Source organism: Rubrobacter marinus (genome assembly GCF_011492965.1).
GTDB classification, from domain to species: Bacteria; Actinomycetota; Rubrobacteria; order Rubrobacterales; family Rubrobacteraceae; genus Rubrobacter_F; species Rubrobacter_F marinus.
In genome coordinates this window covers 3,390,566-3,409,894 of record NZ_CP045121.1, presented here as the reverse complement: position 1 = coordinate 3,409,894, position 19,329 = coordinate 3,390,566, and the positions used below count along the sequence as shown (strand labels likewise).

17 protein-coding genes and 2 pseudogenes are annotated in these 19,329 nt (G+C 65.6%); 16 read left to right on the top strand and 3 right to left on the bottom strand.

Annotated features, from left to right (window positions below):
• Nucleotides 1-26: 26 nt before the first annotated feature.
• From GBA65_RS17625 to GBA65_RS17615, 3 genes are all read right to left on the bottom strand, one after another.
• Nucleotides 27-671 (bottom strand): class II aldolase/adducin family protein, encoded by a 645-nt coding sequence (locus GBA65_RS17625; protein ID WP_166397674.1) that lies wholly within the window; start codon nt 669-671, stop codon nt 27-29.
• Nucleotides 672-828: 157 nt separating this feature from the next.
• Nucleotides 829-1,014 carry a tautomerase family protein gene (locus tag GBA65_RS17620; RefSeq protein ID WP_166397673.1) on the bottom strand — a complete coding sequence of 62 codons (186 nt, stop codon included), beginning with the start codon at nt 1,012-1,014 and terminating at the stop codon, nt 829-831.
• A gap of 71 nt (nt 1,015-1,085) precedes the next feature.
• A complete protein-coding gene (locus GBA65_RS17615) occupies nt 1,086-1,232 on the bottom strand; it encodes a hypothetical protein (RefSeq protein WP_166397672.1) in 147 nt (48 codons plus the stop codon).
• A 454-nt stretch (nt 1,233-1,686) separates the two neighbouring features.
• Between GBA65_RS17615 and GBA65_RS17610 the strand changes: the two are divergent.
• The 16 genes and pseudogenes from GBA65_RS17610 to GBA65_RS17535 all read left to right on the top strand — a co-directional run bounded on the left by GBA65_RS17610 (nt 1,687) and on the right by GBA65_RS17535 (nt 19,277).
• Nucleotides 1,687-2,548 (top strand): annotated as a pseudogene (locus GBA65_RS17610) (acetaldehyde dehydrogenase (acetylating)).
• 58 nt (nt 2,549-2,606) lie between these two features.
• Entirely contained in the window at nt 2,607-3,575 is a 969-nt protein-coding gene (gene dmpG, locus GBA65_RS17605; RefSeq protein WP_407691021.1) for a 4-hydroxy-2-oxovalerate aldolase, read from the top strand.
• Between the two features lie 212 nt (nt 3,576-3,787).
• Nucleotides 3,788-3,988 carry a tautomerase family protein gene (locus GBA65_RS17600; protein WP_166397669.1) on the top strand — a complete coding sequence of 67 codons (201 nt, stop codon included), beginning with the start codon at nt 3,788-3,790 and terminating at the stop codon, nt 3,986-3,988.
• Nucleotides 3,985-4,710, top strand: coding sequence for a 2-keto-4-pentenoate hydratase (locus tag GBA65_RS17595; RefSeq protein WP_166397668.1), 726 nt, complete (start codon nt 3,985-3,987; stop codon nt 4,708-4,710). Before GBA65_RS17600 ends, GBA65_RS17595 begins: the two co-directional genes overlap by 4 nt.
• Nucleotides 4,711-4,720: 10 nt before the next feature.
• Nucleotides 4,721-6,184: an aldehyde dehydrogenase gene (locus GBA65_RS17590; RefSeq protein WP_166397667.1), complete on the top strand. Its 1,464-nt coding sequence runs from the start codon at nt 4,721-4,723 to the stop codon at nt 6,182-6,184.
• On the top strand, nt 6,166-6,966 hold the full coding sequence (locus GBA65_RS17585) for a 2-keto-4-pentenoate hydratase (RefSeq protein WP_166397666.1): 801 nt from the start codon (nt 6,166-6,168) through the stop codon (nt 6,964-6,966). The genes GBA65_RS17590 and GBA65_RS17585 overlap by 19 nt, the downstream gene beginning before the upstream one ends.
• A 219-nt stretch (nt 6,967-7,185) precedes the next feature.
• The gene (locus GBA65_RS17580) at nt 7,186-7,842 is read left to right on the top strand and encodes a GntR family transcriptional regulator (protein WP_166397665.1); all 657 of its coding nucleotides are present in this window, start codon (nt 7,186-7,188) and stop codon (nt 7,840-7,842) included.
• 745 nt (nt 7,843-8,587) lie between these two features.
• On the top strand, nt 8,588-9,949 hold the full coding sequence (locus GBA65_RS17575) for an MFS transporter (RefSeq protein WP_166397664.1): 1,362 nt from the start codon (nt 8,588-8,590) through the stop codon (nt 9,947-9,949).
• 30 nt (nt 9,950-9,979) lie between these two features.
• A complete protein-coding gene (locus GBA65_RS17570) occupies nt 9,980-10,321 on the top strand; it encodes an acetone carboxylase subunit gamma (protein ID WP_166397663.1) in 342 nt (113 codons plus the stop codon).
• A complete protein-coding gene (locus tag GBA65_RS17565) occupies nt 10,318-12,444 on the top strand; it encodes a hydantoinase/oxoprolinase family protein (RefSeq protein WP_166397662.1) in 2,127 nt (708 codons plus the stop codon). The genes GBA65_RS17570 and GBA65_RS17565 overlap by 4 nt, the downstream gene beginning before the upstream one ends.
• A 17-nt stretch (nt 12,445-12,461) precedes the next feature.
• Nucleotides 12,462-14,600, top strand: a complete 2,139-nt coding sequence (locus GBA65_RS17560) for a hydantoinase B/oxoprolinase family protein (RefSeq protein ID WP_166397661.1) — start codon at nt 12,462-12,464, stop codon at nt 14,598-14,600.
• Between the two features lie 5 nt (nt 14,601-14,605).
• The gene (locus GBA65_RS17555; RefSeq protein ID WP_166397660.1) at nt 14,606-15,541 is read left to right on the top strand and encodes a uroporphyrinogen decarboxylase/cobalamine-independent methonine synthase family protein; all 936 of its coding nucleotides are present in this window, start codon (nt 14,606-14,608) and stop codon (nt 15,539-15,541) included.
• A 28-nt stretch (nt 15,542-15,569) separates the two neighbouring features.
• Nucleotides 15,570-16,957: pseudogene (locus GBA65_RS25475) on the top strand (hydantoinase/oxoprolinase family protein); the annotation flags it as partial.
• Nucleotides 16,958-17,077: 120 nt separating this feature from the next.
• Complete coding sequence (locus GBA65_RS26745) at nt 17,078-17,569, top strand: hydantoinase/oxoprolinase family protein (RefSeq protein ID WP_407691111.1); 492 nt, start codon at nt 17,078-17,080, stop codon at nt 17,567-17,569.
• A 46-nt stretch (nt 17,570-17,615) separates the two neighbouring features.
• Nucleotides 17,616-18,803 carry a CaiB/BaiF CoA transferase family protein gene (locus GBA65_RS17540; protein WP_166397657.1) on the top strand — a complete coding sequence of 396 codons (1,188 nt, stop codon included), beginning with the start codon at nt 17,616-17,618 and terminating at the stop codon, nt 18,801-18,803.
• A 48-nt stretch (nt 18,804-18,851) separates the two neighbouring features.
• Nucleotides 18,852-19,277, top strand: a complete 426-nt coding sequence (locus tag GBA65_RS17535; protein WP_166397656.1) for a hypothetical protein — start codon at nt 18,852-18,854, stop codon at nt 19,275-19,277.
• The last annotated feature ends 52 nt before the right edge of the window (nt 19,278-19,329 follow it).

Below are 19,329 nucleotides of genomic sequence, written 5' to 3'. Positions count from 1 at the left end.
GCAGCAGACGCCTCACCGCTACGCGTCTATGCATTAGCTTTCAAATAACGCCAAATTCTCGGGAGGATCTCGGCGTTCAACCCGTCCCAGTACGCGAACTCTTCCTCGTCCAGCGCACGGGGCGTCCCCGCGCTCGCCGCGTCCCGGTTTATCTCCGCCGAACGCTCCAGCACCCACATCCTCGAGACTGCCGCCCCGATGCTCTCGCCGACCGTTACCGCCCCGTTGCCGCGCATGATGACTCCGTGGGCGCTTCCGAGGGACTTCGCCAGCGCCTCCCCGGCCTCCCGGCCTCGGATCAGACGCGCGTCCTCGTAGACGGGCACCTCTCTTCCGACGAATGCCCCCTGCCCGTGCAGGGGCTTTATCGGTACGCCGGCGGAGGCCAGGGCCGTCGCTACCGGCGGCTGGGCGCGGCAGATGCCGTTCAATTCCGGACGGGCGTTGTAGATCGCCCAGTGGACCCACACCTCCCCGGGTACGCCCTCGGGGAGCTCGTCCCTGTCCAGCGAGACCTCGTGCAGCACGTCGCCGTGCCACAGAGAGCCCAGGGGCACGGGTGGCGTTATAAGGAAAGCGTCGGCACCCTGTCGGGCGGAGGCGTGGCCGAAGGCGGTTACGAGGCCGTGCGCGGACAGAGAACGGGCCGCCGCGAAGATCTCCTCTCGCACTACGCTCTACCCCCGGAGCAGATCTTAGAGACCGCCGAGAAGGCGTTTGCGGCACACCCGTCTGGCGTCTGTGGGCCCGAGGATGCATCGGGGGTTTGCCCCGGCCGCGTGAGACCTACCCGCATGGCGGCGCTCACGTCTAGCTTGCTTCCACTGCTCACGTTTCGTCCACGAAGCCGAGCTTGCTGTCCTCGGGCTGCACGTGTTGGAAGACCATCCGAAGGCTCGGCGGGCGGGTTCCGAGCTCCTCGTTGAAGATGCGCGTGGCCCTCTCGATAAAGGCCCGCTTGCGCTCCTTCTCGAGGGGCTCCTCCCTCACGTAGATCACCTCGACCATCGGCATGGCATCTCCTTTCGGTATGGACTGGGATCGGCGGAGGTCGTACGCCCCGGAGTGCTAGCCCGGAACCGCCGCTACGGCCGACCATCGTACTCCTCGCCGTCCACGGCATCGGGTAGCGCGAACTCGCCGTCGAGCGCGCTCGCACCCTTCACCGCCCGCTTCCCTAGCTCATATCGTTCCACAAACTTCGACGCTGCCGCAATGCCTGCGTTCAACATAAGCGAATTCGGTAGCTTGCTGCCGGGGGACTTGCGTGCCCTGGTGTCGTCTCGATGATCGTTCGACATTCGCGAACGAGCGAGTTGTGCCGTGATACGGGTGGCAGTAAGGTGCTTTCGAGCGTGAAAGGCTGGTGCGGGAAAATGCGGACGGCGCGCGAGGTGGGGCTGGTTCTGGCGGAGAAACTCGAACTCGTGGGGTCGTGTCGTGTTCCGGAGCCGACGGGGTCGGAACCCTCTGGAGATTCTCCGTTCCGGCTCGCCGCTTCGTGGAGAGTGTGCGGGGGCCAGACCGCCTGCGCCGTTGTGGCCCGGATGGTCTACGGGAATTTGGGTTGCGAGCAAGCCGGGTGTTCGGGCCGCGTGGGGCAGAAGGGGGTTTAGGGTGGAAACATCGTCTGACGGGCGGGTAAAGGTCGGGATCCTGGGGTCGGGCAACATAGGCAGCGACCTCATGTACAAGCTCCTCAAGGAGCCCGGACACATGGAGCTGGCGATGGTCGCCGGTATCGTCCCGGACTCCGAGGGCCTCCTGAGGGCCAGGGAGGAAGGGGTAGGGGCGAGCCACGAGGGGATAGACGCGATCCTGGAGGACGAGGAGATCCAACTGGTCTTCGACGCCACGAGCGCCGGGGCCCACGTCCGGCACGCGAAGATGCTCAAGGAGGCCGGCCGGATCGCCGTGGACCTCACCCCGGCCGCCCGTGGCCCGTACGTGGTCCCGGTGGCGAACCTCAACGAGCACCTGGACAAGGACAACGTCAACCTGCTGACCTGCGGGGCGCAGGCCACGACGCCCATGGTCTACGCCGTGTCGCGGGCGACGTCGGTCTTGTATGCGGAGATGGTATCGACCGTCGCGAGCGTCTCGGCGGGGCCGGGGACGCGCCAGAACATAGACGAGTTCACCGTCACGACGGCGCGCGGGCTGGAGCAGATCGGGGGCGCAAAGTACGGCAAGGCGATCATCGTCCTCAACCCGGCCGAACCGCCGATCATAATGCGCAACACGGTCTACGTCGTCCCGGAGGACGAGGACTTCGACGAGAACGAGGTGATCCGCTCCGTCGAGGAGGTGGTCGCGCGGGTGCAGCGCTACGTTCCGGGCTACGGGCTCAAGAACGAGCCGGTCTTCGACGAGAAGGAGACGCCCTGGGGCAAGAAGCGCGTGGTTGTCCTGTTGCTGGAGGTCGAAGGGGCGGGGATTACCTGCCCAAGTACGCCGGCAACCTGGACATCATGACCTCGGCGGCGAGGGGGTGGGCGAGCGGTTCGCCCGACACCTCCTGGCCGACAGGGAAGGGGTGGCCTCGTGAGGGAGGCGAAGGCGGCCCGAGGATCACGGACACCTCCCTGCGCGACGGCTCGCACGCGATGGGCCACCAGTTCACCGTCGAGCAGGTCCGCAGCGTGGCGCGTGCCCTGGACGAGGCGGGGGTACACGTTATAGAGGTCACGCACGGCGACGGGCTCGCCGGCACCTCCATCCAGTACGGCTTCTCCAGGACGCCGGAGATGGACCTGATCTCCACGGCCGCCGAGGTCTGCGAGCGGGCGCGGATAGCCTCGCTCCTCGTCCCCGGTATAGGCACCGTCAACGAGCTCAGGGAGGCGGCCGAGCGCGGTACGCAGATCGTGCGCATCGCGACGCAATGCACCGAGGCGGACATCTCCCGCCAGCACTTCGAGATCGCCAAGGGCATGGGCCTGGAGGCGATCGGCTTCCTGATGATGGCGCACATGCGCGAGCCGGCGTTTCTGATAGAGCAGGCGAAGCTCATGGAGTCCTACGGGGCCGACTGCGTGTACGTCGTCGACTCCGCCGGCGCGCTGCTCCCCGAGGGCGCACGCCAGCGCGTCGCGGCCCTCAAGGACGCCCTGGAGTGCGACGTGGGCTTCCACGCTCACGACAACCTCGGCGTGGCCGTCGGCAACAGCATCGCGGCGCTGGACGCCGGAACGGACCAGCTCGACGGGTCTCTGCGCGGCCTCGGTGCCGGGGCGGGAAACGCGCCGACCGAGCTTCTGGCCGCCGTCCTCGACCGGATGGGGGTAAACCCCGGGCTCGACGTGTTCGGGCTGATGGATGCCGCCGAGTACGTGATGGCGCCCTTCATGCCGTTCCAGCCGTTCCCGGACAGGGACGCGATCACGATCGGTTACGCGGGGGTGTACTCCACGTTCCTGCTGCACGCCAAGCGGGCGGCGGAGCGCTACGGGATCGACCCCCGCGAGATCTTGGTGGAGCTGGGGGCGAGGCAGGCCGTCGCGGGGCAAGAGGACTGGATCCTGGACGTCGCCATCGAGCTCGCTCGCAACAAGGAGAAGGAGGGCGTGGCCTAGAATGCCCGCATGTCCGGCCGAAGAACCTTCGAAACCGGTGGCATGCCGCAACCTGGAGGTGCAGCTTTGGGACCGCTCGTTTACGGGAGCGTGGTGCTGACGGAGACTCTGGAGGGGAGCTGTTGGGAGCGTCGTGCTCACCGCGGCCTAATGCGAGCCCAGGCAGCAGATGAGGCGGTAAGGTCGAGGTTCATTACGAGGAGGAGGGCTGGGTGCTCGTCATAAAGACGACCATGATGGAGGGTCGCACGGCCGAACAGAAAGAGGCCCTGATCCGACGCCTCTCCGAGGTCGCCGCCGAGGAGCTCGGCTGGCCCGTAGAAGACGTCCGCGTGGTCATATACGAGGTCACGAAGCAGGACTGGGGCATCGCCGGAAGCTCGGTCTTGGAAAGGGAAAGGAAGGCGAAATGAGGCCGGAAGGCGAGGTAGGGGCACTGCTCGAACGCGTCCGCGAGGCGCGTACGGAGCGGCGCGTCACCAGGAAGGGCGACGTGGCGGTGGACCTCGACGACGCGTACGGGGTGCAGGCCGCGCTCGGCGAGGGGAGGGAGTTGAAGGGGTACAAGCTCGGCCTCCTGAGCCCGGCAAAGCAGCAGCAGATGGGGGTGGACGCCCCGATACACGGCCGCGTCTACCCGGAGATGCTGCTGGAGAGCCCGGTCTCCCTAGGTCAGTTCGTCCAGCCGCGCTTCGAGCCCGAGCTTGCCGCGGTGCTCAAGGACGACGTTCCGCCCGGCGCGACGCCTGGTGCCGCTCTCCTCGCGGTCGGCGGCGTCTTCCTCGCCATAGACCTTCTGGACAGCATATGGGAGGGCTACGATTTTCGGATCACCGACGTGGTCGCGGATAACGCCTCCGGCGGAGGCTTCCTGCTCGGTGAGAAGCTTGCCGACCTCCCCGTCGAGGGGGAGCTGCGCCTCTACCTCGACGGGGAACTGCTCGCCGAGGGCCCTCTCGACGTGCTCGGGGACCCGGGCGAGAAGCTGGCCTGGCTCGCTGAGGAGGTCGGCGGGCTGAAGGCGGGGCAGGTGGTCTTTCTCGGCTCGCCCGTCGCGGCGCAGGCGGTTCGCCCCGGCACGCTGGAACTGCACGGGCCGAACGGTAGCGTTCTGATCGCAAAACTCGAAGGATAGGAGAACGAGGGTGGAGAAGCCGTGGTTCGAGGTCGAGCATTATATTGGCGGAGAATTCGTCGGCGGCGGTAACGGCTTCGATGTCCGCTACCCGGCGACGAACGAGGTCATCGGAACGGCTCCCGAGGGGAAGGAGGCCGAGGTAGACGCCGCCGTCGGCGCGGCGCAGGAGGCCTTCGGGAAGTGGGGCCGCATGGGTGCCGGCGAGCGGCGCTTGATGCTCAAGAGGTTTGCGGAAGGCATCCGGGCCAGGGCCGACGAGCTGGCAAGGGTGGAGAGCTGGGATGTGGGACGTCCCATCCGCGAGAACACGCACGGGTACGTGCTGCGCGTCGCGGCGAACATCGAGTTCTTCGCGGACTTCGTGGTCACGCACGGCAGCGACGCGTACCCGATGGATACCGGGTACATCAACTACGTCCTGCACCAGCCGGTCGGCGTCGCGGGGCTCATCACGCCCTGGAACGTACCGATGATGCTCTCGACGTGGAAGATCGGGCCAGCCCTCGCCTTCGGCAACACCGTCGTCCTCAAGCCCGCCGAGCTGACGCCCATCGGCGCCTGGAAGCTCGCCCAGATCGCCCACGAGTCCGGATTGCCGCCCGGCGTTTTCAACGTCGTCCAAGGCTTCGGACCGGACTCGGCCGGGGCCTACCTGACGGCCCACCCGGATGTGGACCTCATCTCGTTCACTGGAGAGACGACGACGGGCAAGGCGATCATGAAGAGCGCCACCGACACCCTGAAGAGGGTCTCCGCCGAGATGGGAGGGAAGGGTCCGAACGTCATCTTCGCGGACGCGGACGTCGATAAAGCGGTTCAAACAAGCCTGCGCTCCTCGTTCTTCAACCAGGGCGAGTTCTGCCTCGCCGGTTCACGCATCATGGTCCAACGCCCCCTCTACGAGGAGTTTCTGGAGAAGTTCGCCGCAGCGGCGAAGGGCCTCAAGCCGGGCGACCCCTTCGACGAGAGCACCTCGCTCGGCTCGCTCATCGGTCCCGAGCACCTCGAAAAGGTGGAGGGCTTCTTAAACGGCAGGAGCCCGGCGTTCCACAGCGGCGCGGAGGTGCGGCTGGGCGGCGACCGGCCCGACCTCGGCGCTCCCTTCGACGGCGGCAACTACCTCAACGCCACCATCGTCGCCGACGTGAAGCCCGAAGACCGCATCTCGCAGGAGGAAGTCTTCGGGCCGGTGGCGACAGCTATGCCCTTCGACGAGGAGGACGAGGCGATCTCGCTGGCAAACGGCGTGAGCTACGGTCTCTCGGCGGTGGTCCAGACCCGCGACCTCGGGCGGGCGGTCCGGGTGGCCGGCGCGATCGACGCCGGTACCGTCTGGGTTAACGATTTCTTCGTGCGCGACCTGAGGGTGCCGTTCGGCGGAATGAAGTCGAGCGGCATGGGCCGCGAAGGAGGCGTGTACAGCCGCGAGTTCTTTACGGAGGCCAAGACCGTATGCCTGAGCAACAAGTGAGCGTAGACGTACGGGCCCTCGCCCAATGCCTCGACGACGCCTGGGAGAACCGTGCCCCGATCGCCCCGCTCACCGAGAGCGACGGCCTCACCGTCGAGGACGCCTACGCCGTGCAGAGCGCGTGGACGGAGCTGAGGCTCGGCAAGGGCGAGGGGATCGTCGGGCGCAAGATCGGGCTGACCAGCAAGGGAATGCAGGAGCAGATGGGCGTCGACGAGCCGGACTACGGCAGCCTGTGGGCCTCGCGTTACTTTCCGGCCAAGGGTGGGCGCGTCGAACTTCCGACCGATACCTTCGTCGAGCCGCGGCTGGAGGGCGAGATCGCCTTCCTCATCGGTAGACCCCTCTCGGGCCCGAGCGTTACCCCGCAAGAGGTCCTCGCTGCGACGGAGGCCCTCGCGGTTGCCGTGGAGGTCGTGGACAGCCGCGTGGTGGACTGGCGCATCAAGCTGGCCGACACGATCGCCGACAACGCCTCATACGGCGGGTTCGTCCTCGGGCCCTGGAGCCGATCCCTGAGACAGGAGGACCTGCGCACCCTGGGGATGCTGATCCACCATAACGGCTCGACGGTCGTCGAGGGGGTAGGCGCCGCGGCACTCGGCGGGCCGGCCCGCGCCGTCGCTTGGCTCGCGCGCAAGCTCCACTCCTTCGGGGTCGCGCTCGCTCCCGGCGATTTCGTCCTCTCGGGATCCCTGGGACGCGCCGTACCGGCCAACCGGGGCGATATCTTCGTCCTAGAAGCCCACGGCCAACCGCCGCTCACCGTGGCGTTCGGGTAGGAGGAGTCCGCCGGGGTACCAAACTGCTCCCGTAGAAGAGGAGCCAACACGGACCAGGGCGAGACGCATGCCTCGTCGTCTGCCGTTCTCCGTGAAGAACACTTTGGGTATAATCGAGCAGTGTCTCTTTCTTCTGAACCAAACATTTTCGAGCATGGCGGAGGCGGACAGGGCAAAAAAACACCGTCCGGAACGAAGCGCACTTACGCGGTTCAGGCCGTGCGCCAGGCCATAATCGACGGCCTGTACGCCCCTGGTGAACGGCTCCGAGAGGAAAAGCTCGCCGCGGATTTGGACATAAGCCCCACGCCTATCCGCGAGGCCCTGCTAATACTCGAAGCTCAGGGCCTCGTCGAAACCTGGCCGCGCCGCGGAGCGACCGTGGTCGAGCTGACGCGCGACGACATAATCGATATATACCGCATCCGAAACGTGCTCGAGCCTTTCGCGACCAGGGCGGCGATGGAGCGGCTCACCCCGTACGATCGAGGGCGGTTGCTTCTGGACCTGCGGGAGACGCACCGAGAATGGGCGGACGCGTTGCGCGAGGATCGCCTGGAACCCGTTCCTCGCCTCAACTGGCATTTTCACCATCTGATCTACTCCGCCGCGAACTCGTCCCACCTGGTGGAGACGATCGAGCGGCTGTGGAACAAGCTTCCCCACTACTGGCTGCGAAGCATCCCGGGCCGGGCCAAGTGGGCGTTCGACCAGCACGACGAAATCATAGCCGCCGTCGAGGTAGGCGATAGCGACGTCGCCGGCAAAGCGATGAGCCGGCACATAAGCTCCGCCGCCGAGGGCCTGACCGCTTACCTGAACGGCGACGACTTCCCGCCCGCTTCCGCAGGCCACCTCACCGCTCCACCCGCATAGCACTCAAGGGCCGCCATCCCCGCCAAGGCTCCAACCCGCCGAGCTTCGTAGAACTCTCCCCTCCAAACCTCCGCCCCACACGGACCAGGGGAGTACACCCCGCGTACCTGCTACCCCCGCGCGGCGCATACTCGAGGAGAGGGACGCGAAAGCCCGAAAAGTTCGCTATCGTCCCTACGGCATTGTCGAACAACGGGTTTGACGCGCGCCGAAGGTTTCTATAGAGTGCCGCAAATTCTATAGAAAATGCTTGGTAGTTAGCGATCAGGTAGTCAATGGGGATTGACTAAGCTTGGGGAAGGCAGGGGACATGGGAGGCCCGGCTATGGGGGACCTGGAGGAGAACGGTCGGCGGATGACCCGATGGCCCGACGAGATCTCGTGCAAGACTGCGAATCCGAGAGGTTGCCCTAATTACTCGCTGGTCGAACACGCAAAGCACGAGCTTGGGGCGGTCCGCAAGGACGTAGACGTCCTCAACGCAACTCTTAGGCGGGCTTTCAGCGGTGGCTGCGAGCGTACGCGGACGGCCTTGGCGGCGAGAGCTGCGGAGGCGAAAGGATCAAGGTCGCAACGCCGGGCGTCGCGCTGCGTCGCCGCGTCTTGCCGTTTTGTGGCGTCCTCTTCGGGGTCGACGCGGCCCGAGTGTAGGGAGGGCGAGGATCCGGCTCGTGTTCGTCGTGCCGATGCGCGGCGGGGATCGGGGGAGCAAGCAATGCTAGAGATTCTGGAGGGGTAGGGGACGATGAGCGCAACCAACATAGAGGCGCCGAGGCAGGAGAAGTCCATACTTCAAATCTCCCTGTTGAGCATGGCCGGGACCACCATCGAGTACTACGACTTCCTCGTGTACGGGTTGGCGGCGGCCCTGGTCTTTCCCACGCTGTTCTTCCCCGAGTCCGATCCCATCGTCGGGACGATAGCAGCGTTCAGCACGTTCACCGTCGGTTTCGTGGCGCGCCTCGTGGGCGGGGCCGTCTTCGGACACATAGGCGACAAGATAGGCCGCAAGAGGGCGCTGGTCATCGCGCTCGTGTTAATGGGGGGCGCCACGACACTCATAGGCCTGTTGCCCACGTACGCGACCATAGGGGTGGCGGCGCCGGTGATACTGGTGGCGCTGCGCTTCTTGCAGGGCCTCGCTCTGGGGGGACAGTGGAGCGGCGCGGTCCTCATAGCGACCGAGAGCGCCCCTCCGAACCGGCGAGGCTTCTACGGTAGCTTCGCCATGGCGGGCATCGGGGCCAGCCTCATCATCGCGAACGGGGTCTTCCTGGTGCTCTTCGCCCTGATCTCCCCGGAGCAGTTCGCGGCCTGGGGCTGGCGGGTGCCGTTCCTGTTGAGCGTCGTCCTCATCGGGATCGCGTTCTACATGCAGTCCCGTCTGGAGGAGACGGTAGCGTTCCAGCGGGTCAAGGAGGCCAGCGCCGAAGCCCGAATGCCGCTCGTGGAGGTGTTGGTCACCTACCCCAAGCAGGTGGTGCTGGCCGGGGGAACCATCCTCGCCACAGGCGTGGTGTTCTACATATACGCGGCCTACGTCGTCTCCTACGCGACGACGGTCACGGGCATCTCCCGGAGCGCGATGCTGCTCGGCGTCATCCTCGCGGGCGCCGTCATGGCCGCGGCGCTCCTGGCTTTCTCCGCGCTCTCGGATCGCGTAGGACGGCGAAAGGTGTGCATGATGGGGGCGGCGCTCTCGGGCGTGTGGGCCTTCCCTGTGTTCTGGCTCATAGATACGGGCTCCATCGCGATGACCTGGATCGCGGTGGCGTTGGGCCTGTTTTTCCTAGCCCCGCTGTACGGTCCCCAGGGGGCCCTGTTGTCCGAGATGTTCGGCACGCGGGTTCGTTACAGCGGCGCTTCCGTGGGCTACCAGCTTGGTTCCGTCCTTGGCAGCGGATTGGCGCCGGTCGTCGCCGCCGCTCTCTTCGCGGCCACGGGCGCTTCCCTCGCGATCTCCGTGTACGTGGCGGCGATGTGCGCGATCAGCTTCGTCTCCCTCTTCCTGGTCAGCGAGACCGCCCGGGAGGACATCAGGGAGGAACAGGCTCGGGGGCATCAGACCGTCCACGAAGAAAGCAGGGGAAGCTCCACGGCTACTTGACCGGACCAAATCAGGGTAGGAGGAGTCGAAATGCGTGTGACCATCACCGAATACCTCGGGTTGGACCTCTCCGAAGAACGGTGGAAGTGCAACCGGTGCGGAGCAGATCTAGGCTCGGCGCAGGAGCCGTACAAAAAGGGGTGCCTCATCCGGGATCGAGACCCCCACGACGTACACTTCCCGATAGGGCCAAATAAGGGTTACAACTTCGCTTTCGATCCCGAGTGGGTGAGGATCGTCGAGTTCTACTGCCCCGGGTGCGGGACCATGCTGGAGAACGAATACCTGCCGCCCGGGCATCCTCTCACCTGGGACATCGAGGTGGACCTGCAACAGCTGAAGAACAAGCACCTGAGAGAGGACCTTTCGTGAGCCTGAGGATAGGCGTAGACGTCGGGGGAACCTTCACCGACGTGTTCATGCAGAGGGATGACGAGGTCTACAGGGGCAAGTCGGATACCACCCATTATGACTTGAAGGTCGGCTTCATGAATGCCGCACGCAGCGCGGTGGAGAGATTTGGCTCCACGCTGGAGGACGCGCTACGCTCGGCGGACTCCATCGTGTATTCGACGACCGTCGGAACGAACGCGCTCATCGAGCGCAAGGGCTCCAAGCTCGGTCTCATCACCACCAAGGGCTTTGAGGACACGGTGTACGTCGGGCGCTCGCGCAACTGGGCGGACGGCCTGTCGCCCGAGACCAAGTACGACCGCGGGCGGGCGCAGAGACCGGTCCCGATCATACCGGGGGAGCGGATCGTCGGGGTGCAGGAGCGGATCGACAACCTGGGCCGAGTCGTCGCGCCGATCCGCGACGACGACATACTCGAGAAGGTCCAGTACCTCGTGGACCAGGGGGTCCGCGGGTTCGTCGTCGTAACGCTGAACTCGTTCGTCAACCCGGTACACGAGCAGCGCGTTCGGGACGTGATCCGCCGGCAGTACCCGGAATCGTACCTGGGGCACATGCCGGTCTACCTGTCCAGCGAGATCTCCCCGCAGAGCGGAGAGTACCGGCGTTCCATGACCGTCATCCTGGATGCTTACCTGCGCGAGATCACGGAGGAACACCTGCTCCGCTTGACGGAGGATCTGCGAGACCTCGGGTATCATAAGCCCTTCTTCGTCGCCAAGAACACCGGCGGGGTGTCCTCGCTCTCCCGCTCCCAGGCGCTCCACCTGTACGGGAGCAGCCCGTCGGCCACCGTGGTCGGGGCCGATCACCTGGGCAAGCAGGTCGAGCGCCACAACGTGCTGATCGCGGACATGGGCGGGACCAGCTTCGACGTCGGCCTGGTGGTGGAGGGGCGCGACCGGGTCCACGAGTACGACCCGATTATCGACCGCTACCGGGTCCAGATTCCCTTCGTGGCCCACTGGTCCATCGGCGCCGGCGGCGGGTCCATCGCCCACGTAGAGAACGGGGTGCTCAAGGTGGGGCCGGAGAGCGCGGGGTCCAACCCCGGTCCGGCCTGTTACGCGAGGGGCGGAGAGAGCCCCACCGTAACCGACGCCGACGTGGTCCTTGGCTACATAGACCCGGGCTACTTTCTGGGGGGCAGGATCCGCCTCGACGAAGAGCGCTCGCGCAGGGCGATCGAGGAGAAGGTGGCGCGACCGCTGGGACTCTCCATAGAGGAGGCCGCCTGGAACATCAAGAAGATCGTGGACGGTTTCATGGGCCAGGAGATGTACCGCATCTGCGCCCTGATCTCGGGCCAGGACCCGCGCGAGTTCGCCGTCTTCGCCCTGGGCGGTGCGGGGGCGGTCCACGCCACCGGGTTCTCGGACTTCGCCGACGTGAAGCAGGTCGCCACCTTCCCGTTCGGCAGCGTCTTCGGCGCTTTCAGCACGCTGAGCATGGACATCCTCCAGAGCTACGAGAAGACCGCGCAGATAGGCCTCTTCGCTTGGGACGAGCGGGAGTATCTCACCGACAGCATCCCCCACTTCAACGAGGAGGTCCGCGGGCTCCTGGAGGCGGGGCGCGAGGACATGCTGGAGGAGGGCTTCGACCTGGACACGGTCCGGCTCCAGTTGGAAGTTCACATGTCGTACGGCCAGCAGCGACACAGCATCCCGATCATCGCTCCGAAGACGTTCCTGGAGACCGCCGAGGACGTGAAACAGCTTTGCGACATGTTCAACGAAGCCTACGGAGCCAACTTCGGCAAGGGCGCCGTCTACCCCGAGGCCGGCATAGAGGTCGTGCAGCTGCGCCTGAGCGCCACTGGCCCCCTGCCCAAGTTCCGGCTCGGCTCCCACTCCGTGGACGGCGACGCCTCCGGCGCCCTCAAGGGACGGCGCCAAGTCTACTGGGGACCGGACGCGGGTTACGTGGAGACGCCCGTCTACCAGCGCGAGAAGATGGGAGCCGGAGCCGAGCTGGCCGGTCCCATTCTGTGCGAGTCGGAGGACACGGTGACCGTGGTCCCGCGGCACTGGCGTTTTCGGACGGACGAGTACCAGGTTGGATGGATCGAGAAGATTTGACCGCAGGAGGTTCGCGCGTGGGAAGATTGTTCGACGAGAAGGCGCGGCTCTTCGAGGGCCTCGTGTACGACGGGAACGCCTTCGGGAAAGGCCCCGCGTGGGACCCCTCCTTGCTGAAGGAGGGCCCCGCACCGCTCACCGAGTTGGAGCGAGAGGGCATAGACCGCTTGTCGGACGTCGACTTGGAGCTGATGCGCCACAAGCTGACGTCCATCGTCGAGGAGGCGCGAGACGTCTACATGAGCCTCTCCATCTCCGAGGGCATTATCACCGGGGACATGAACTGCTCCATCTTCACGGCCTCTGGAGACCCGGCGGTGGTGGCGACGGGGATCTACTTCCATTCCTTGCTGAACTACACCCAGGTGAAGTACATCAATAAGTACTACCGGAACGACCATACGGTCGGGTTGAAGGACGGGGACATCTACTTCTTCAACGACGAACTGGGCGGCGGCGTCCACACGTTCGACATGTTCGTCGCCATGCCGATCTTCTACGAGGGGGAGCTTATCGCCTGGGCCGAGGTGGGGGGGCACCAAGGCGACTCGGGCTCGGTGAGCCCCGGGGGGTTCTCGCCGAAGGCGACCTCGCGCTACGAGGAGGGGCTGCACATCTGCCAGATGCGCATCGGCGAGAACGACGAGATCCGCCGCGACATCTTCGAGTTCATGTGCGGCTCAGTGCGCAACCCATTCGTGTTCGGCTCGGACCTGAAGGCGAGGGTGGCGACGTGCATCCGCATCCGCCAAAGGTTCCTCAGGGAGGTGGAGAGACGCGGCGTAGCGACGACCGTTGGAGGGCTGCGCAAGATACTCACCTCGACCGAGCAGATGGCGCGAGACAGGCTCAGAGAGCTCAACGACGGCGTCTACCGGGCGGTGCTGTTCAACGACGACGTGGGCAGGGAGCCAGGTCTGACACGCATCCCCACCACGGTCTTCAAGGAGGGCGACGAGATGACCGTCCTCGTGCAGTCGGTCTCGCCGGAGAACTTCGCGGGCTCGATGCACTCCACGTGGCACCTGGTTAGGGCCTCCCTCGGAGTGTACCTCTTCTCTTACTTCTTTCGGGGGCTTCCGCCGAACGCGGGTCTTCTCGAGCCGTTGCGCGTGCTCGTCGAGGGGCCGTCCATCGCCAACTCGTCCGCCGAAGTCGCGCACGGGGAAGGCACCTCGATATCCGCGTGCGTGGCGCAGAACCTGCACGTGGTCGGCTCCAAAATACTGTTCGACAGCCCGTACCGCGAGGCCGTCTCCTCCCCGCACTCCCGAAATCTCCTGCTCTACATCTTCGCGGGGGAGAACCGCAGGGGATACCAGACAGCCAACTTCACGGGCACGGCCAACGCGGCCGGACAGGGCGCCCGTTACGACTTGGACGGGGAGAGCGCCCTGGGCTTCTACTGGGGGCCCTTCACCGACTCCGGCGAGGTGGAGGACATAGACTCGCGCCTGCCCCAACTCGTGCTGGGTCGCGTGGTGGAGAAGAACAACCACGGCTACGGGAAGACCCGGGGCGGCGCCCCCCTGGTGGAGATCTCCACGGCCTTCGGCGACAGGGGGTGCATGATGACCTCCCGGGGCAGCGCGGATAAGCTTAGCCACAACCCCGGGGTTTTCGGAGGCTATTGGGGACCCCCCAACCCGCGCTTCGTCATCCGCAACACGAACGTGATGCAGCTGATGGCGGAGGGCGACGACCTGAAATTCGCCAACCAATACGAGCTGCTGACGGAGCGACCGCTCGAGGGCGAGTACCTCATCAGCTCCTCGTCGGGAGAGACGCAGAAGTTCGACGAGGGAGACATCTTCGTCTGGAGCCTCGGCGGCGGCGGCGGCTACGGGGACGTCCTCGAGCGGGACCCCGAGGAGGTGCTGCTCGACCTGCAGAGCGGCCTCATCACACAGGAGGTGGCCGACAAGGTCTACGGGCTGGTTTTGGACCCGGAGACCAGGGAGACGGACGCCGAGGGGACGGAGAAGAGGCGCGGCGAGATGCGCGCGGAACGCCTCCGGGCGGGGAAGACGTTCGACGAGTTCACGAAATACTGGAGCAAGCAGAAGCCCAAAGAGGAGATCCTCAAGTACTACGGCCATTGGCCGGAGCCGCGGTTGGAAGAGTACGACAAGCCCTTCTGGGGGCAGTACCGCTGATGTCTGTGACCTTGGATCAACTGCTGGGCCGCGAGCGCCGCGACCTTTTCGTGCCGCTCAGCTTCCGCCTCTCGGCGAGGCTAGAGCAGACGGACTGGGAGGAGATGGTAGAAGACACCGTCTACGCCACCTTCGCGCTGCGCAACGGCTCGAACCTCTTCGGGGCGGACGGGGTCGTCAACTGGTTCGACACGCACCTGGAGTCGGAGGCCGCGGGAGCCGTGGTCGAGCGGGACGAGATGGGGAGGGTGACGCAGCGTCTCGCCATCCCGGATTCCATCCCGGATGCTGGCTCCGTGATGCAGCGGGGAGCGATACCAGCCGCTCTGGAAGTGGCCAGACGCCTCTGCGAGGAGACGCTTGACAAATCCGCCGTTCTCGGCTATCTCACCGGCCTCCGCACGCTCCTGAACCACCTGTTTGGCGAGGGGGAGGGGAATCGGCTGCTGCAAGCCGCCTCCTCCGGAGAGGCCCCGAAGGAGGACCGGGACACGCTGGAGGACACCTTCCAGATCTCCCTGCAGCTCGCGAGAGCGTACTGCGAAGCGGGCGTTGGCGGCCTGCTCCTGGCCGAGGAAGCCGGAACGGACGTTTCCGCCTCGGCCCGGCTCCTAGCCCCCGTCTTCAACATCGCAAACTACTACGGCGTTCCGGTGATGCTGCTGAGCCGCGGCCCCCTGACGCCTCGGGCGAAGGAGGAGGCGCTGCAGGCTGGCTTCCGGTACGTGGCCGCGCCGGACGATGGCGACCCCCCGGAGCAGACGGCCGTCCGCAGCGTCCCCACCGCCCTGTGCGTGAGGGAAGAGGCCCCGGTGGAGGACTGGGTCCGGGAGCAGCGAGGAAGGGGCGGAGGGGCCAGAATCTACGTCTCCGAGTGGGAGCTGCCGGCGGAGGCGATTCCCGAGAACCTCATAGAGCTGGGACGTTCGCTGAAGAGCTGATGCCCGCGGAAAGGAAGTCTCAGGTTCGATGTACACCATTGATATAGACATAGGCGGGACCTTTACCGACGGTTTCTTCACGGACGGCCAGGAGGCGCGTACCGTAAAGGTGCTCACCACGCCCCACGACATCACCGAGTGCTTCGTGAACTGCGTCGAGGAGGGGAGCCGGGCCTTCGGGATGGGCCCGAGACAACTGCTGCGCAGGACCTCAGTGGCGCGCCTGTCGACCACCGTGGGGACCAACATGCTCGTCCAGCACAACGGCCCGAAGGTCGGCTTGTTAGTGACCAGGGGGAACGAGGAGACCCTCTACGGTTCCGGGAGGGCGCCCATACTCGGCGAGTACGTCGCCGAGGACATGGTGGTCGGGGTCGACGAGGAGGTCGACGGGGACGGCCGGCTCGTCCGGGAGGTAGACAAGCAAGAGGTGTTGGAGGGGATCAGGCGGCTCGTCGGCGCAGGCGCCCGGATGATAGCGGTGAGCCTGCGCAACGCGTGGAGAAACCCCCACAACGAGAGGCGGGCGCGCGAGTACGTCCGCGAGCGCTACCCGGTCCACTACCTGCGTTCGGTGCCGATGCAGTTGGGGACGGAGGTGAGCCATGTATCGAGCGACGACCTGCGGACCAACTCGGTGGCCATAAACTCCTACATACACTCCGAGATGGCCCGGGCCTTGTACCGCGCCGAGGATCGGCTGCGCGAAGCGGGGTACGAGAGGCCTCTTCTGATCGTCCACGCTAGCGGGGGGAACGCGCGGGTGGCTAAGACAGTGGCCCTGCACACGCTGAGCTCGGGGCCGGCGGTCGCCGCCCGGGGGGCGGCGAAGATGGCGAGCATCCTGGGCCTGGACCGCGTGGTTACCGCCGACATGGGGGGACGAGCCTGGACATGGCGGTGGTCTCGGACCACGAGTACGAGCTCGACCCCGAGCCCCGGATAGAAGGAATCCCTCTGGCGATGCCCATGATCTCCGTGGAGTCGATCGGCGCGGGCGGGGGGAGCATCGCCCGGGAGAAGGACGGGGAGCTGCGCGTGGGACCCGAGAGCGCCGGCTCCGCGCCTGGACCGGTCTCGTACAACAAGGGCGGGGTAGAGCCGACGGTCACGGATGCCAACGTGATCCTGGGGTACGTGGACCCCGACTACTTTCTCGGCGGAAAGATGAAGCTGGACGCCGAGAAAGCCCGGCGCGCGGTGCAACGCCGCCTCGCCAAGCGGTTGGACCTGACTGTCGAGGAGGCCGCCTACGAGATCCGGGAGTACAGCAACGCGGAGATGGCCGCGCAGCTGGACAAGAGGCTGCGGCGTAGGGGCCACAACCCCGAGGAGTTCACGCTATTCTCCATAGGCGGCGCCGGGCCGCTGCACGCCTGCTCCATCGCGGAGAAGGTGGGGATACGCCGCATCGTCGCCTTCCCTTACGGCTCCGTCTTCAGCGCCTTTGGCGGAAGTACGACGGACGTGCTCCACGCGTACAGCAAGACCTTCGGGCAGCCGTTCGAGGAGCTCGACGAGGTCGAGCGGGACGTCATGCGCTATCGGGAGCAGGCCGTCAAAGACATGGTGGGGGAGGGGTTCGACGTCGAGGACATGCAGATCAGCCTGGAGGCCGTGTTGAGCTCAAACGGGGAGAAACAGGTGCTACAAAGCCAGAGAACATCGGGTGGGTCTAGGGACGTGAGGGAGGCGCTGATCAATAGCTTGTTCTCCAAGGAGGCGAAGGGCGCCACGCTGGAGACGCTGTCCCTGGCCGCCGAGTGCAAGGTGGTTCACTGGGAGCCGGTCGCCGTCGAGAAGGCGGACGTGGGCATAGATCAGGCGACGAAGGGCGTCCGCGAGGTCTACTGGGAGAAGGAGAAACCCACCGACAGCCCCATATACGACCGGGAGAAGCTCCGCTACGGCCACACCATCCAGGGACCGGCCGTAGTCGAGGGGACCGACACCAACTATCCGGTGGCGCGAGGATGGGCCCTGCAAGTGGACGAGCTAGGCAACTTCGTGATAACCCGCTCTTCTTGAGGCGCGCGGGCTCTCACATGAAGATTACTCTCGCTCACAAAGGAGGATGACCGAGGTGCGGGTGCTCGAAGACACTCTCGTCCTTGAGATGGGCACTTTCATAACGGGCCCTTACGCGGGAATGCTGCTCGCCGACCTCGGGGCCGAGGTGATTAAGATCGAGAGGCCGGGGACCGGAGATCCCTTCCGCAGCTTCGAGGGCGGGCTGTACAGCCCCCACTTTCAGGCCTACAACCGCAACAAGAAAAGCCTGACCCTGGACCTCGCCGGGGAGGAGGGCCGGGAGGTCTTCGAGAAGCTGATCCGCAGAGCGGACGTGTTCATCGAGAACTTCCGTCCGGGCGTGACCGAGAAGCTGGGGATCGGCGAATCGCGGCTGCGTTCCATCAACGAGAGGTTGGTGTACTGCTCCGTCACGGGTTTCGGCGAAGACGGACCCTACCGCCACCGTCCGAGCTACGACACGGTCGGGCAGGGGTTGAGCGGTCTGCTCAGCTTGTTGATGGACCCCGAGGACCCGGGGATGAGGATGGTCGGACCGGCCTTCTCGGATGGCCTGACTGGGCTCTACGCCTGCTACGGGATCCTGGGTGCGCTCGTCGAGCGGGAGCGTGCGGGCGTGGGGCGCAGGGTCGAGGCCACCATGCTGGAGTCCGCCCTGTCGTTTCTAACGGAGCCCTTCAACAGCTACTTCGCAACGGGGCGCGTGCCCGGACCCTACACGCGGCCGGCGGTCTCTCAGGCCTACGCGTTCGCGTGCGAAGACGGCCTCTCCTTCGCCGTACACATCTCCTCCCCGGAGAAGTTCTGGCGGGCCCTGATCAGTGCGGCCGGGCGAGAAGACCTGGACGAAGATCCCCGCTTCGACTCCAGGCACAGGCGTCTCGAGAACTACCGGGATCTACAAGACGAGCTGGCGCGAACCTTCGGCGCGAGGCCCCGCGAGTACTGGCTGCGGCGTCTCGAAGAGCACGACGTGCCCTTCACCCCCGTCTATAAGATCGACGACGTCCTGGAGGACCCGCAGGTGAGGCACATGGGCAGCATCTACGAGCAGGATCACCCGACCGAGGGGCGGTTGAGGGGCGTCAAGCGCCCGATCCTCTACGACGGGGTGCGGGAAGACGACGTTGCGCCACCTCCCTTCCTCGGAGAGCACACGGACGAGATCCTCGCGGGGATGGGGTACTCGCGGGAGCAGATCGAATCGCTGCGTGATAGTGCCACGGTCTAGCTGCTCCGGGACACGAGGGGGCTCCCCCCAGCGCCAGAAAGGAGATGTATGTTCGTGGAGAAGATGTCGATCTCCAACAAGTTCGACCTGAACCCGGGTACGGGAGTCTACGAGATGGGCGAGGACGGTATCTCCTTGACCAGGTGCCCGGGCAAGGCGAACCTCATGCTGTCCATCGACTTCTACGATCTGGAACCGGAGAGAGAGTGCCTCTTCAACGTCGTAATGATCGATCCGCAAGAACGGCTGCTTGGGGGATGGGCCGAACAGGTTATACAGCCCCCCGCTGGGGAGGTCGGCGTAACGGCGGTGATAGTACAGGAGGGGGTGGAGTTCGCTCAGCTCGGTAGGCACCGCTTCGTGGTGATCCAAGGCAAACTGAAACAGGGTTACGGTAGGTACGAACCGCTCTACGTCAAAGATACCCTCGTGACGACCCTCGGACGGGCCCGCCACCATGGACACATCCACTGAGGACGTACCGTGCGGAAAAACTCCCCGGCGGGAATCGCACGATGAAGTCGAC